This window comes from Mesorhizobium sp. LSHC412B00 (assembly GCF_000503035.1).
In the GTDB taxonomy this organism is placed as follows: domain Bacteria; phylum Pseudomonadota; class Alphaproteobacteria; order Rhizobiales; family Rhizobiaceae; genus Mesorhizobium.
The window spans coordinates 1-14,027 of record NZ_AYWB01000018.1; the positions used below are offsets into that span (position 1 = coordinate 1).

At 62.5% G+C, this 14,027-nt stretch carries 12 protein-coding genes; 6 read left to right on the forward strand and 6 right to left on the reverse strand.

Annotation, left to right across the window (positions count from 1 at the left end; genetic code table 11):
• The first annotated feature begins 212 nt into the window (after positions 1 to 212).
• Positions 213 to 1,337, forward strand: a complete 1,125-nt coding sequence (locus X757_RS140720) for a glycosyltransferase family 1 protein (RefSeq protein WP_023703209.1) — start codon at positions 213 to 215, stop codon at positions 1,335 to 1,337.
• Positions 1,334 to 2,452 (forward strand): glycosyltransferase, encoded by a 1,119-nt coding sequence (locus tag X757_RS140715; protein WP_023703208.1) that lies wholly within the window; start codon positions 1,334 to 1,336, stop codon positions 2,450 to 2,452. The genes X757_RS140720 and X757_RS140715 overlap by 4 nt, the downstream gene beginning before the upstream one ends.
• Positions 2,453 to 2,984: 532 nt before the next feature.
• On the opposite strand, the gene X757_RS140710 is transcribed toward X757_RS140715, so the two are convergent.
• Complete coding sequence (locus X757_RS140710) at positions 2,985 to 3,578, reverse strand: biotin transporter BioY (RefSeq protein ID WP_023684601.1); 594 nt, start codon at positions 3,576 to 3,578, stop codon at positions 2,985 to 2,987.
• A 117-nt stretch (positions 3,579 to 3,695) separates the two neighbouring features.
• Here X757_RS140710 and X757_RS140705 point away from each other — a divergent pair, with 117 nt between their 5' ends.
• On the forward strand, positions 3,696 to 4,604 hold the full coding sequence (locus tag X757_RS140705) for an MBL fold metallo-hydrolase (protein ID WP_023727460.1): 909 nt from the start codon (positions 3,696 to 3,698) through the stop codon (positions 4,602 to 4,604).
• Between the two features lie 4 nt (positions 4,605 to 4,608).
• On the opposite strand, the gene X757_RS140700 is transcribed toward X757_RS140705, so the two are convergent.
• A complete protein-coding gene (locus X757_RS140700; RefSeq protein WP_023727461.1) occupies positions 4,609 to 5,391 on the reverse strand; it encodes a DUF1499 domain-containing protein in 783 nt (260 codons plus the stop codon).
• Between the two features lie 122 nt (positions 5,392 to 5,513).
• Complete coding sequence (locus X757_RS140695) at positions 5,514 to 7,142, reverse strand: fatty-acid--CoA ligase (protein WP_023727462.1); 1,629 nt, start codon at positions 7,140 to 7,142, stop codon at positions 5,514 to 5,516.
• Between the two features lie 341 nt (positions 7,143 to 7,483).
• On the opposite strand from X757_RS140695, the gene X757_RS140690 reads away from it, so the two are divergent.
• The gene (locus X757_RS140690) at positions 7,484 to 7,843 is read left to right on the forward strand and encodes a hypothetical protein (protein ID WP_023727463.1); all 360 of its coding nucleotides are present in this window, start codon (positions 7,484 to 7,486) and stop codon (positions 7,841 to 7,843) included.
• Between the two features lie 160 nt (positions 7,844 to 8,003).
• Positions 8,004 to 8,393 (forward strand): DUF427 domain-containing protein, encoded by a 390-nt coding sequence (locus X757_RS140685; protein WP_023727464.1) that lies wholly within the window; start codon positions 8,004 to 8,006, stop codon positions 8,391 to 8,393.
• 165 nt (positions 8,394 to 8,558) lie between these two features.
• On the opposite strand, the gene X757_RS140680 is transcribed toward X757_RS140685, so the two are convergent.
• The 3 genes from X757_RS140680 to ppdK all read right to left on the reverse strand — a co-directional run bounded on the left by X757_RS140680 (position 8,559) and on the right by ppdK (position 13,397).
• Positions 8,559 to 9,326 carry a polysaccharide deacetylase family protein gene (locus tag X757_RS140680; protein WP_031251581.1) on the reverse strand — a complete coding sequence of 256 codons (768 nt, stop codon included), beginning with the start codon at positions 9,324 to 9,326 and terminating at the stop codon, positions 8,559 to 8,561.
• Between the two features lie 89 nt (positions 9,327 to 9,415).
• Positions 9,416 to 10,516 (reverse strand): glycosyltransferase family 9 protein, encoded by a 1,101-nt coding sequence (locus X757_RS140675; protein WP_023727466.1) that lies wholly within the window; start codon positions 10,514 to 10,516, stop codon positions 9,416 to 9,418.
• Between the two features lie 175 nt (positions 10,517 to 10,691).
• Positions 10,692 to 13,397, reverse strand: coding sequence for a pyruvate, phosphate dikinase (ppdK, locus tag X757_RS140670; RefSeq protein WP_023727467.1), 2,706 nt, complete (start codon positions 13,395 to 13,397; stop codon positions 10,692 to 10,694).
• 217 nt (positions 13,398 to 13,614) lie between these two features.
• Between ppdK and X757_RS140665 the strand changes: the two genes are divergently transcribed.
• A complete protein-coding gene (locus X757_RS140665; RefSeq protein WP_023727468.1) occupies positions 13,615 to 13,959 on the forward strand; it encodes a VOC family protein in 345 nt (114 codons plus the stop codon).
• The last annotated feature ends 68 nt before the right edge of the window (positions 13,960 to 14,027 follow it).

Consider the following 14,027-nt stretch of genomic DNA (forward strand, 5'->3'; position numbering starts at 1 on the left):
ATCAACATGGATGATCTGCGCGAGCACAAGAAGCTCGCTCTACGCCAAGCCGCATGACCAGTTTCATGATCGCCCCATTTTGCAGAACTTGACGCACACAACCAGTCAGCGGTACGCATGGTAGGTTACCTGCTATGCTGTGATCCTGCCCCCCCTGATTCCACCGTACAAATGTCTGGAATCCTTCGTCTGGTTCACTTCCGGGAGCCCCCTTGAAAATCGGCATCGACGGCAGGAACCTCGGATCGGCCACGGATGGAATCGGCAGGTTTGTCCACAAGTCGATCGAGGCCTTGTCGGCGCTCGGTGCCGAGGTATCTGTCTATGCTCCGGCCCAGATCAACGCCAACTACGAGTTGCCGCCCGGCGTCGTCTTGCGCACTGCCAGCTTCAAAGCCCTGCCCGGGCGCGTGCTGTGGGGGCAAGCCATCCTGCCCTCATGGGCCGCGCGCGGCCGGCTGGATGTCTTCTGGGGGCCGGCTCACCGGTTGCCCCTTCGACTGGATGAGCGGATCGCTCGGGTGGTCACCATTCATGATCTTGTCTGGGTGCACGCGCCGGAAACCATGCGCGTCCAAACCCGGATGGGCGACCGCATCATGATGAAGCCGGCATTGAAGAGCGCCGATGTCGTGGTTACGGATTCGGCGGCTATGGCCACTGACTTGGTGGCCGAGTTTCCCTGGCTGAAATCGCCGATCAGGACCGCCCCCCCAGGTACGACCGCCCTGCCCGCTCCATCTGGCCTTTCAAGCCTAGAGCCTCTCGGCATCACCAGCCCCTACGCGCTGTTCGTCGGCACGCTGGAACCCAGAAAGAACCTGCGCAATTTGATAAACGCGTACGGTTTGTTGCCGGCAAGCACGCGGCTGCACTGCGATCTGGTCATCGTCGGCGGCAGCGGCTGGAAGCAGACCAGCCTGGCCGACGAGGTGCGGCTTGCCGGGCTCGAGAAAAATGTCATCTTCACCGGCTTTGTCGACGACGCAACGCTTGCCACGCTCTATTCAAACTGCCTTTTTCTGGCGATGCCGTCGCTCTATGAAGGTTTTGGCTTTCCGATCGTCGAGGCGCAGTCTTTCGGCAAGCCGGTGCTGACCTCGAACACATCGTCGATGCCGGAAGTCGCTGGCGACAGTGCAATTCTTGTCGACCCCAACGATCCCGAGGCAATGGCCAGCGCGTTCGGCCGGCTTTGCGTCGACGCGCAATTTCGGCAAAAAATCGCGGCAGGCGCGCGCCGGAATGCGGAGCGCTTCACCTGGGAAAATCACGGGAAGGGCATGCTTGGCATTTTTGAGCAGGCCATCGGGCAGAGACGAAAGACCTTCGCTTGAAAGTCCTGCACTTCTTCAAGACCTACTGGCCGGATACATTTGGCGGCATAGAGCGGACGATCCATGCCATCGCGCAAAGCACTGCAAGGCACGGCATCGAAACGGAAGTGCTGTCGCTGAGCCGCAATCCGCGCGAGGCCACGCAGCGCCTGGACGAACACATGGTCACAAAAGCCAGGCTGGATTTCGAAGTGGCCTCGACCGGGTTTTCACGGGAGGCTTTCCGCACGTTCAAGGCTCTCGCCGGCAAAGCCGACCTGATCCACTATCATTTTCCATGGCCGTTCATGGACATCGTGCATTTTCAATCCCGCCACGGCAAGCCGAGCGTCGTCACTTATCATTCCGACATCGTCAAACAGAGGCTCGTCCTGCCTTTCTACCGACCGTTGATGATGCGTTTCCTTGGGGACGTCGATGCGATCGTGGCGACGTCGCCGAACTATCTGGAGTCGAGCCCTGCCCTCAGGGCATTTAAGGCCAAGTCGGAGATCATCCCCATCGGCATCGACGAAAATGCCTATCCTGCGCCAACCGAGGCCGACAACAACTGGTGCCGATCGACAGTCACGGAACCGTTCGTGCTGTTCGTCGGTGTCCTGCGCTACTATAAGGGGTTGGATGTCCTGATCCAGGCCGCGGACCGGATCCGCTGCAAGATCGTCGTCGCCGGCTCTGGGCCCATTGAGCGGCAACTCAAGGCTCAGGCCGAAACGCTGCGCCGCGACAATCTGATTTTCCTTGGCGACGTTGCCGAGCCGCGCAAAATGGCGCTGCTTCACAGCTGCCTCGGGTTTGTTTTTCCCTCGAACCAAAGGTCGGAAGCATACGGGCTTTCGCTCGTCGAGGCCGCGATGTGCGGCAAGCCGATGATTTCGTGCGAAATCGGAACAGGCACAAGCTATGTGAACGAAGCCGGTATAACCGGGCTGGTGGTTCCGCCTTCGAACCCGGCGCGCCTTGCCGAAGCCGTCAACCGGTTCGTCGATTCACCGGTCGACATGGCCAAATGGGGCCGCGCTGCGCGGGACCGCTACATCAGCCTCTTCACCGCCGACAGAATGGGTACGTCCTATGCCGATCTTTATCACCAACTCGACAGCCGCCGACGCTGAAAGCGGCCTCGCTTCTGCAAGGACCCGTGGGGGCATCACCTTTCACGTCTAGGCATACCGACCACCCCCGCCAAGGCGTTTGCAACGTTCTGTAGCGATTATTCTGTAGCAAGATGAGCCCGCTCTCGTTCTCTCTGAAGATCTTTGATGCCCAATGACCTACCTGGAAAGGCGATCTTGCCGGCCATGTTTAGTCGCAAGGCGCGTCGATGTCGTAGTCGGAAAACTTTGGCACGATATCTCTCTCGCGGCATTATGAGCTCGCCATAAAGTCTGATTTCAGTGACGATCTTGATCTTGCCTAGGCGACCGGACGCTGTTGAGCGATCGACGTTTTTTCCAGCTCACGGCAACCACTTTTGGCCCTATGCCGACACATGACTAAAAACTTGTCCGGGGTCACTTCAAAAAAGCATGCAAAATCCGTATTTTCCTTTTAATATCATTATGATAGCTATACTCTCCGTAAAAAGCCGTACCCGATTTTACATTCTTTTATTCACGTAAAATTCGGTGGAAAAAACCTCCGGTTTCAGGGCTGCTTGGGCAGCAGCGACCATACCGCCGGCACCAGGCTGGCGGCGAGCGCAACCTTGATCAGGTCGCCGAGGACGAACGGCAAAACGCCGAACTGCCACGCCTTTTCCGCGCCGATGAGGGTGGCCAGCCAGGCAAAGCCCATGGCCATCATGACGATTTCGGCGACCAGCATGGCGTTGAACAACTTGATCGGGTGGCGGTCCCAGCCGCGGTCGGCGGCCCAGCCGACAATGGCCGCCATGACGACGAAGCCGGCGAGATAACCGCCGGTGCCGCCGATCATGTAGGCGATGCCGATGCCCTTTTCAGGCGTGCTCTGGAAGACCGGGAAGCCCATGGCGCCTTCGGCCATGTAGAGAAGCAGGGTAGCGACGCCAAGCCGCAGGCCAAATGCGGTGGCGATCAGCAGGACGGCCAGCGTCTGCATCGAGATGTCGACCGGCCCGAGCACGACTTTCGTCTTGGCCGACAGGGTCAAAAGCAGCGTTCCGGCGATCGCCAGCAAAAGCTGGGTTGCCAGGCGCTGCGCGCCCTCCTGGGGCAAAGCGAGAGAAACAAGCGGGCGCATCGTCGTTGCAAGTGCCATGGTCTTCCCCAATCCGGATTGCCGCAGATCGCGGCCTTGCGTTTTTCTATATTGGCTTCCGTGTTATGCGGCAATCAGTTTTGCCGTCTTCCTGAACAGAGATTCAACGACACCGCCATGGCGCTCAAATTCGACACCAGCTTCGATCCGGCCTATGGCGAGGGCGTCACCGTTGCGCCGGACGTCTTGCGCGTTACCGCCAAAAACCCCAGCCCGTTCACCTTTCACGGCACCAACAGCTACATCGTCGGGCGCGATACGCTGGCGGTGATCGATCCCGGCCCCGATGACGAGGCGCATTTCCAGACGCTGCTCAACGTGATCGCAAACCGGCCGGTCAGCCATATCTTCGTCAGCCACACGCATCGCGACCATTCTCCGCTGGCCGCCCGGCTGAAAGCGCACACCGGCGCTATTGTACTGGCCGAAGGCCCGCACCGCCCGGCAAGGCCGCTGCGGATCGGCGAGATCAACCCGCTCGACGCCAGCGCCGACACGGTTTTCGTCCCGGAGATCGCGTTGCCCGACAATGCGCTGGTCGAGGGCGATGACTGGACGATCCGGACGGTGCTGACGCCGGGCCACACCGCCAATCACGCGGCATTTGCGCTCGAAGGCACCGGCATCCTGTTTTCAGCCGACCATGTGATGGCGTGGGCGACATCGATCGTGGCGCCGCCGGACGGAGCGATGGCCGACTACATGGCCTCGCTCGACAGGCTGATCGCGCGCGGCGATCGCCTGCTGCTGCCCGGCCATGGCGGCCCGGTGACCGCGCCGCGCAGCTTCATGCGCGGCCTCAAGACCCATCGCAAGATGCGCGAACGGGCGATCCTCGAGCGGATCCGCGACAGCGACCGGACGATCCCGGACATGGTCAAGGCTATCTACCGGGACACCGACCCACGCCTGCATGGCGCCGCCGGCCTGTCGGTGCTTGCCCATCTCGAAGACCTGGTGGCGCGCGGCCTGGTTGCTACCCAGGGTGACCCGGCCATCGACGGCGTTTTTGTGCCGGTGGGGTAGAGAACTATTCAGCCGGCGCGGCACCCACCTGCCCCGCGACCTCCCGGTCGAGCTCGGCCAGAAACTCCACAATCCGCGCGGCGTTGTCGCCGAGGTCGTAGCGGCCGTAGCGGGAGGCTGAGCGCATGTCGACGACGATCGTGTCGCCGTCATTGCTGACCCGGATGGCGACGTCGGCGGGCAGGCCGACGACGAAGCTCCTGGCCACCGCCGATATCGTCACCTCGTCCTGACCGTCCGTCACCGGGTATGGCGCGGTGAGTTGCCAGTCGCGGCGGTCGAGCACGGTTTCGACGGCGTCGACGACGGTCTCGAACGGCAGATTGTAGCTGTGCCCGGTGACCAGCGAATAGGCGTCGGCCTGCAGGCGCGCCTCGCCGGGCGTTGGCGGCGAAAGCACGTTCATGTCCTTGGTGCGGTCGCTGGTGTCGAGCACCGGCGGATTGTCAAGGTCCGTCGAAATGTCCCTCAGGGGCGGCGTGGTCGCCGCCAAATAGGTGGCAAAGCCGTAGGGCGTCAGCACCAGCAGCGCCAGCAGGGCGCCGACCGAGAGGTCGCGGCCGCCACGGTCGCCGAAATGCCACAGCCTGGACAAAGCGAGGCCCGCAAACAGCAAAGCGAATGCAGCCAGCAAGGCGACGATCGCCAGCACCCACAGGAAGGCCGGCGTTTCCACCAGTTCGAAATGATGGCCGGCCAGCACGGTCAGCAGCAGGACCAGGGCAAAAGCGCCCGTGCGCCGCGACCAGCCGGCCGCCTTCGATGTCTGCCGCTCGTCAATTTCCATTGTCTTCAGCACCGCCCCAACCCGCACAGACGCTTAGAGCAAAGGATGCTCAAATTGAACATCCCCTGCCCTAACGTTTTTGCCGCCGGTAGCTTGAAGGTCAAGGAAACGCACGGTCCCGGTCAATCCGTCGGCAGGCGGTAGTCGCTGAACTGCTTGCGCAAGGTGATCTTCTGGATCTTGCCGGTGGCGGTGTGCGGGATTTCACTGACGAAAGCGACGTCGTCGGGCATCCACCATTTCGGCACCTTGCCGTCCATGAACGCCAGTATATCGGCCTTGCTCGGCTCCTTGCCGGGCTTGGCGACCACGACCAGCAAGGGCCGCTCGCCCCATTTCGAATGATGGACGCCGATCGCCGCGGCCTCGGCGACATCGGGATGGCCGACGGCGAGGTTCTCCAGGTCGATGGTCGATATCCACTCGCCGCCCGACTTGATGACGTCCTTGGCGCGATCGGTGATCTGCATGTAGCCGCCGGAATCGATATGGGCGACATCGCCAGTGTCGAACCAGCCGTCCTTGTCGAACTGCTCGGCGCCGACGCCGCCATAATAGGCGCTGGCGACGGCTGGACCGCGCACCTTCAGCCGGCCGAAGGTCTTGCCGTCCCAAGGCAGTTCCTTGTCGTCGTCATCCGTCACCTTCATCTCGACCCCGAAGGGCGGGTAGCCCTGCTTGCCCTGGATATCGAGCCGGTCCTCGCCCTCGAGCGCTTGATACTGCGGCTTCATGGTGCACAGCGTGCCGAGCGGCGACATTTCGGTCATGCCCCAGGCGTGGATGACTTCGACACCATAATTGTCCTGGAATTTCCTGATGATGGCGCGCGGGCAGGACGAGCCGCCGATGACGACTTTGCTGAGATAGGGAAGGTTCTTGCCGGTCTCTTCCAGATGCTGCAGCAGCATCATCCAGACGGTCGGCACGGCGGCGCTGAAGGTCACCTTCTCGGTGTCGAGCAGCTCGTAGATCGAGGCGCCGTCCATCTTGCAACCGGGCATGACCAGCTTGGCGCCGATCATCGGCGCGCTCTGGCCAAGGCCCCAGGCATTGGCATGAAACATCGGCACGACGGGGAGGATCGTGTCCCGCGCGGAGAGGCCCATGGCGTCGGGCATGGCGGCGATCATGGCATGCAGCACATTCGAGCGGTGGCTGTAGAGCACGCCTTTGGGATCGCCCGTCGTGCCGGAGGTGTAGCACATGCCGGCTGCGGTGTTTTCGCCGAAAACCTTCCAGGCGAAGTCGCCATCGGCCTCGTTCAACCAGTCCTCATAGGCAACCACATTCGGCAGCGTCGTTTCAGGCAGATGCGCCTTGTCGGTCAGGACGATCACCTTTTTCAGCGATTTGACGGCGCCGGCGATCTTTTCCAGCAGCGGCATGAAGGTCAGGTCGACGAAGATCCCTCTATCCTGCGCATTGTTCATGATCCAGACGATCTGCTCGGGGAACAAACGCGGGTTAAGCGTATGGTAGATGGCGCCGATGCCCATGATGCCGTACCAGGCCTCTATGTGGCGCGCCGTGTTCCAGGCCAGGGTCGCGATGCGGTCGCCGAGCACAAAGCCATCGCGCTCCAACCGTTGAGCGACCTTGAGCGCGCGGGGATGAACTTCAGCATAGGTGGTGCGAACGACAGGACCTTCGATCGAGCGCGAGACGATCTCGCGCGTCCCGTGCTGCCGCTCGGCATTGTCGATCAGCTTGTGGCAGAGCAGCGGCCATTCCTGCATCAGTCCGAGCATCTGGTTCCTCCCATTGCTTCCTCGTTTTTCCCGTCTTTTGTTCCATTGTGGGACGAACGGACGGATTGTCCAGCCATGACGTCTCCAACCGTTAACGGCTGAAGCAAGCAGTGATCGAAAGGCGGGGAAAACCGCCACAATCCGGCCATCGTCGACGTTAAGGTTCGTTAACGGGGTAGGGTGCGGATTGGCGACTGAAAGAGGTTCGCATGGACACGCAGCTCGACGACAAGCAGATCGACGGCAAGCAGATCGACGACAGGCAGATCGGCGACAGGCAGATCGACGACAGGCAGATCGACGACAGGCAGCTGGATGACAGCGGGGCCCAAGACGTGCAGTTGGACGATATTCAACTCGACGACAAAGAGCTTGAAGACACGCTTGCCGCAAGTCTGGCCGATCTCGTGCCGGAGGCCAACAAGGTCTCCGAAGACGAATTTGTCGAGGTGGTCGGCGGCGCCCTGGAAGCGGTCGGCGGCACGCTGCTGTTCAAAATGTGCGTCCAGAACGAAGGCGAAGGCCAGCATGTCGCCGCCGCATCGATCGGCGACGGCGGCAATCGCCAGTTCCTGCTGCTCACCTTGCCGACCGGCGGCGGCCCGCTGAAGGTCGAGACGACGTCAAGAAGCACCAACCCGGTAGCCGGTATTGCCGCGGCCTATGCCGGCCTCATGGACGTGTTCAAGACCGCAGCCTGAGCATTCCACGCGGGATCGTTTTTAGTGATCGGAAGGCCAGCTCTGGCCTACTGGCGAAGGCTTGCGCAACGAGTTCTCCAGACACATTTTAGGGACATGGGAAGCAACCCCGCACTCTCTCAATCGGACTGTGCTCCCAATGGAACAAGGAGAACCCCGCATGGACCAGATCGCCAACCCCGCCCCCGGCTTTCGGAGCAATCCCGGCAAGGTCATCACCCTCGAACCCTATCGGGGTACCGTGGTCGTGCGTGCCGGCGATACGGTGATCGCCTCATCGAGGCGGGCGAAGCTTCTGTCCGAACCGCCCTACCCCCAGGCATTCTACATCCCCTTCGAAGACATCGACTTCACCCAGCTCGGCAAAACCACCCTGTCGACCCACTGCCCCTACAAGGGCGACGCCAGCTACTGGAGCGTGCTGCCGGCCGGCGAGACCGGCAAGGACGCGATGTGGGGCTATGAGCAGCCCTTCGACGAAATGGCTGAGATTCGCGACCACGGCGCCTTCTATCCCAACAGGGTGACGATCGAAGCAGCACCGGCCTGAGCAAGCGACTCAAGCCGCCGTTGCTCGCTTCGTCATCCCAGGGTCTTGGCGACGGAGCTTCGCTCCTGTTTCACCCTGGGATGACGAAGTTTAGAGGCCTCGGCTAATCTCAAACGTCGGCGACGTCAGTCCAAAGGCGATGAAACTGCCTGCCGCCGCCCAATCCTAATCAGTCGTCCCGTCGTTGCCGACACCGTCGGCGTCATCCAGCCGCACGAACATCAGCCCCTTGGCCTTCAGCGCGAGCAGACCTTGCACGACGCCCTCGCCGGCGGCGTGGGTCGGCTGGTTGATGTGGGCGATGATGACATCGCCATCCTTGGCGGCGGCGATGCGCCGGGCAGTTTCTTTTGCGCCGAGCAACGAGCCGCCATCGCCGTTGATCGAAAAGCCGGCGACCTTGAAGCCAAGCTTGCGGATCATGGCGATAGCCGACGGGCTGTATTCGGCGGTCGCGCCGCGAAACCATTTCGGCGCCGGCTCGCCGGTGCCAGCGAGAGCGGCAGCGCCCGATTCGACTTCGGCCTGCACCGCTTCCGGGCTGCCGGCGCTGCGGATGCCATAGATCTTGCGCAGCGTGTCGACGGCCGGGATGTGATGGCCGCCATGGTTTTCCAGTTCGAACAGGTCCGGATGCGCGCGCATGATCTCGACGGCGGCGGCGTTGCGCTTCAGCCAGATACCGGTGACGAAGATCGTCGCCGGAATCCGGTTCTCCACAAGCGCCGACAGGATCCTCGTATCGGTCTGGCCGCCGCAGGCGTCGAGCGTAAGCGCGACGCGGCCGACACTGCTACCGTCCTCAGCCTTCAGATGCAGCGTCGGCTCGACAAGCGGCGCGGCCTGGGCCGAGGACACGGCCAGGATAGATAGCGCCAAGGCGCAAAACAGCTTTTGCAAGGGAGCCTGTCGTCTGAGAATCGGCGCTGTCATAGCCGCATCCCAGGACCCGCAACAAGGCGGAAATTGGGATAGTGGCCGTGAGAAAGCTGATATCCCGACAATGTGACCGCCGCGCACCGTCAGACGGCGTGTTCCAGTTCCACATGCGTGCGTGACAGGACTTCGCGCACGGCCGCGACGACCGGTCCGACCTCGAGGCGCCAGACGCAGCAGGCCTTGCTGGGATCGAGCGGATTGCACAGGCTGCCCGCCACGCAATTGCACGGCATGGATGGCTGCAAGGCGAGGCTGGGCACGCCGACCGGTCCCCAGACGGCCGGGCTGGTCAGGCCGAAAAGGCCAACAACCGGCGTTCCGGCCGCTGCTGCCATGTGCATGGGGCCGCTCTCATTGCCGACAAACAGCCGCGCCTGCTGCAACACCGCCAGCAGCGTTTCCAGCGACAGCGCGCCGACGAGGTTGACGATCGACGCGGCACTGGCGAGGATCTGCTCGGCCGGCTTGCGCTCGTCAGGGCCGCCGACGAGTACGAAATCCAGTCCGGTTTCGCGCGAAATCGTGTCGATCACGGCGGCAAAGCGTTCATGCTGCCAGCGCCGGCCGTGAAAACTGGCGCCGGCATGCACCGCGACAAAGCCGTTTGGCCGCAAATGGTGTTTGTCCAGCAATGCCTGGGCCCTCGCCGTCTCCATCGGCAATGGCCGAATCGACGGCACCCGCACGCGCAGGCCGACGCCGAGCGGCTCGAGCGGCGAAAGGTAGCGGTAGAGATAGTGACGTTCGCCAAAACCGAATGGCTCGGCAAAGACATTGGCGGGCTGGCGCTCATGCCAGCGCAGCGGCCTTTCCGGAGGATTGTAGCCGATGCGGGTGCTGGCGTTGAGGAACCTGACGATGAGCCGCGATGTCTTTGAATCGGTCAGGTCGATGGTCAGGTCGAAACGGAATTGGCGCAGCTGGCTGATCATCGAATAGAGTTCGCGTCCACGCTCCAGCGGGGTGCCGCGCATGGCGGCGCGGCGGAAGGTCACGACTTCCGAGGCGATGCCGTGGGCGGTCACAAAACTGGCCAGGCGCGCCTCGCAGAGAAAGACGATCCTGACACCGGGATATTCGAGCTGCAGGTTCTTGGCGAGCGTGGAGGACAGAACAACATCGCCGATGAACTTGGTCTGGATAATCAGGATCGAGCGGAAGGGTCTGGGCGAAATCTGTAACATCTTTTTCTCGGCACCGGGCGGGTTGGGGGGGCCGTGAAATTGGGCGGAAACGATGTCGGGATTGCGTGTTGAGCCGCGCACATCAGCGTGAATTTGCTTACAAAATCGTAAGCTTAGCGCCAAACGGCCACCCAGGGGTGGCCGTTTCATCGATACCGAAAGGACTATGTCGAAATCAGGATGCCGCGGCGCTCTTTTTGGGGCGCGGCACTGCTGTTTTGGGAATCTGCACCGCGGCTTGGGCTGCGGCCAATCTTGCGATCGGCACCCGGTAGGGCGAGCACGACACATAGTCGAGGCCGACCTCTTCGCAGAAGCGGATCGAGGCCGGATCGCCGCCATGTTCGCCGCATATGCCGAGCTTGATGTCGGGCCGCGTCGCCCTGCCCTTCTCGGCAGCCATGCGCACCAGTTCGCCGACGCCCTCGATGTCGAGCGAGACGAACGGGTCCTGCTCGATGATGCCTTTCTGCCGATAGGTGTCGAGGAAGGATGCCGCATCGTCGCGCGAGATGCCGAAGGTGGTCTGGGTGAGATCGTTGGTGCCGAAGGAGAAGAACTCGGCCGTAGCGGCGATGACGTGGGCGCGGATCGCCGCGCGCGGAAGCTCGATCATCGTGCCGGTGAGATAGTCGATCTTGACGCCGGTCTCGTCCATGACAGCCTTGGCGACCGCATCGATGCGCGCCTTGACGTAGTCGAGCTCCTTCACCAGGCCGACCAGCGGCACCATGATCTCGGGAACGACCAGCGCGCCGGCTTTCTTGCCGGCCTCGACGGCTGCCTCGAAAATGGCGCGCGCCTGCATCTCGGCGATCTCGGGATAGGAGACGGCGAGACGGCAGCCGCGATGGCCGAGCATCGGGTTGAACTCGTGCAAGGCTTCGGTGCGCTGCCTGAGCTTGTCGGGCGAGACGTTCATGGCGGCGGCGACCTCCGCCACCTCCGCTTCCGTCTTGGGCAGGAATTCGTGCAGCGGCGGATCGAGCAGCCGGATCGTCACCGGCAGGCCGGCCATGATCTCGAACAGTTCGAGGAAATCCGAGCGCTGCATCGGCAACAGCTTGGCAAGTGCGGTGCGGCGGTCCTTCTCGGTATCGGCCAGGATCATCTCGCGCATGGCGACGATACGCTCGCCGTCGAAGAACATGTGCTCGGTGCGGCAGAGACCGATGCCTTCGGCGCCGAAGGAGCGCGCCATGCGCGCATCGAGCGGCGTCTCGGCATTGGTGCGCACCTTCATGCGGCGCACCGCATCGGCCCATTCCATGATGGCGGCGAAATCGCCCGACAGTTCCGGCTGCAGCATCGACACGGCGCCCTTCAGCACCTGGCCGTTGCTGCCATCGATGGTGATGATGTCGCCCTTGCGGAAGGTCTGGCCCATCGACATCAGCGTGCCGGCCTTGTAGTCGACACGCAGCGAGCCGGCGCCCGAAACGCAAGGCTTGCCCATGCCGCGCGCGACCACGGCGGCGTGGCTGGTCATGCCGCCGCGCGTGGTCAGGATGCCTTCCGAAGCATGCATCCCATGAATGTCTTCGGGGCTGGTTTCGATGCGCACCAGGATTGCCTTGCGACCTTGCGTCTTCAGATCCTCGGCATCGCTCGAGGAGAAAACAATCTCGCCGGTCGCCGCGCCCGGAGAAGCCGGCAGGCCGACGCCGATGACATCGCGCGCGGCCTTGGGGTCGATGGTCGGATGCAACAGCTGATCGAGCGAGGCCGGATCGATGCGGGCGACCGCCTCCTCCGTCGTGATCAGCTTGTCGCGCGCCATTTCGACGGCGATCTTCAGCGCCGCCTTGGCGGTGCGCTTGCCGGAACGCGTCTGCAGCATCCACAATTTGCCGCGCTCGATGGTGAATTCGAGATCCTGCATGTCGCGGTAGTGCTGTTCCAGGCGGTCGGAGATGTCGACGAAGGAGCGGAACGCGTCCGGCATCAATTTCTGCAGCGACGGCTTGTCCGAGCCGGCGGCGATGCGCGCCGCCTCGGTGATGTTTTGCGGCGTGCGGATGCCGGCCACGACATCCTCGCCCTGCGCGTTCACCAGGAACTCGCCGTAGAGCATCTTTTCGCCGGTCGAGGGGTTGCGAGTGAAGGCGACGCCGGTGGCCGACGTCTCGCCCATGTTACCGAACACCATGGCCTGGACATTGACCGCCGTGCCCCAGCTTTCCGGGATATCGTGCAGGCGCCGGTAGGTGATGGCGCGGTTGTTCATCCAGCTGGAAAACACCGCGCCGATCGCCCCCCACAGCTGCTCGTGCGGGTCCTGTGGAAACGGCCTGTCGAGCTCCTCCTCGACCTTGGCCTTGTAGAGGGCGATGACGCTCTGCCATTCCTGCGCTGTCAGTTCGGTGTCGAGCTCGTGGCCGAGGCTCGCCTTCTGGTCCTCCAGGATTTCCTCGAACACTTCGTGGTCGAGACCCATGACGACATCGGAATACATCTGGATGAAGCGGCGGTAGCTGTCATAGGCAAAGCGGGCATCGCCGGAATCGGCTGCCAGCGCCTCGACCGTCTCGTCATTGAGGCCGAGATTGAGCACGGTGTCCATCATGCCCGGCATCGAGGCCCTGGCCCCGGAGCGGACCGAGACCAGAAGCAGCTTCGACGGATCGCCGAAACGGCGCCCGGTCAGTTGCCCGATATGGTCCAGCGCCTTGACGACATCGGCCTGCAACGCGGCCGGATAGCTGTTGCCGTTGGCGTAATAGGCGTTGCAGACTTCGGTGGTGAGGGTGAAGCCCGGCGGCACGGGCAGGCCAAGACTGCACATCTCGGCCAGATTGGCGCCTTTGCCACCGAGAAGGTTGCGGTCGCCCGCACGTCCTTCCGCGGCGCCATCGCCGAAGGTGTAGACCCATTTGGTCATGCTCGCCCTCCAAGTTCTCGGAAGATTAGAACCCCGGGGCCAAGACCCGGTTCCCCCCGCGCTCCGACCCGAGCGTTATTATGCTGCAGTGCGAAAGGCAAGGCGTGGCCGGCCAGGCGCGCCAACTACAATCGATTAAGGAAAGCCGCATCAAAAAGACTTGCCGTATCGCTGCCCAGGATATAGAACATATAGGGAACAAGTTGGGAGCAGCGTGATGAAACTCAACGGAAAACTCGACTATCTCGAACTGCCCGCGACCGGCGCGACGCTGGACAGCGTCAAGGCTTTCTACAGCGCCGCCTTCTCGTGGTCGTTCACCGATTACGGGCCGGCCTATTCAGCCTTCGGCGAAGGGCTCGATGGCGGCTTCCAGGCCGATGCAGGCGAGGCTCCGGCGAAACCATTGCCGGTGCTCTATTCGCAGGATCTGGAAGCAACCCTCGACGTTGTCGAAAGCGCCGGCGGCACGATCGTCAAGCCGATATTCTCGTTCCCGGGCGGCAGGCGGTTCCATTTCACCGATCCCGCCGGCAACGAGTTGGCGGTCTGGGGCGAATAGCGCTTCCCCGCGCGAAGCGGTGGATCAGTTTTGCACAGTGGCCAACTCGGCATTGAGCTTTCGTGCCG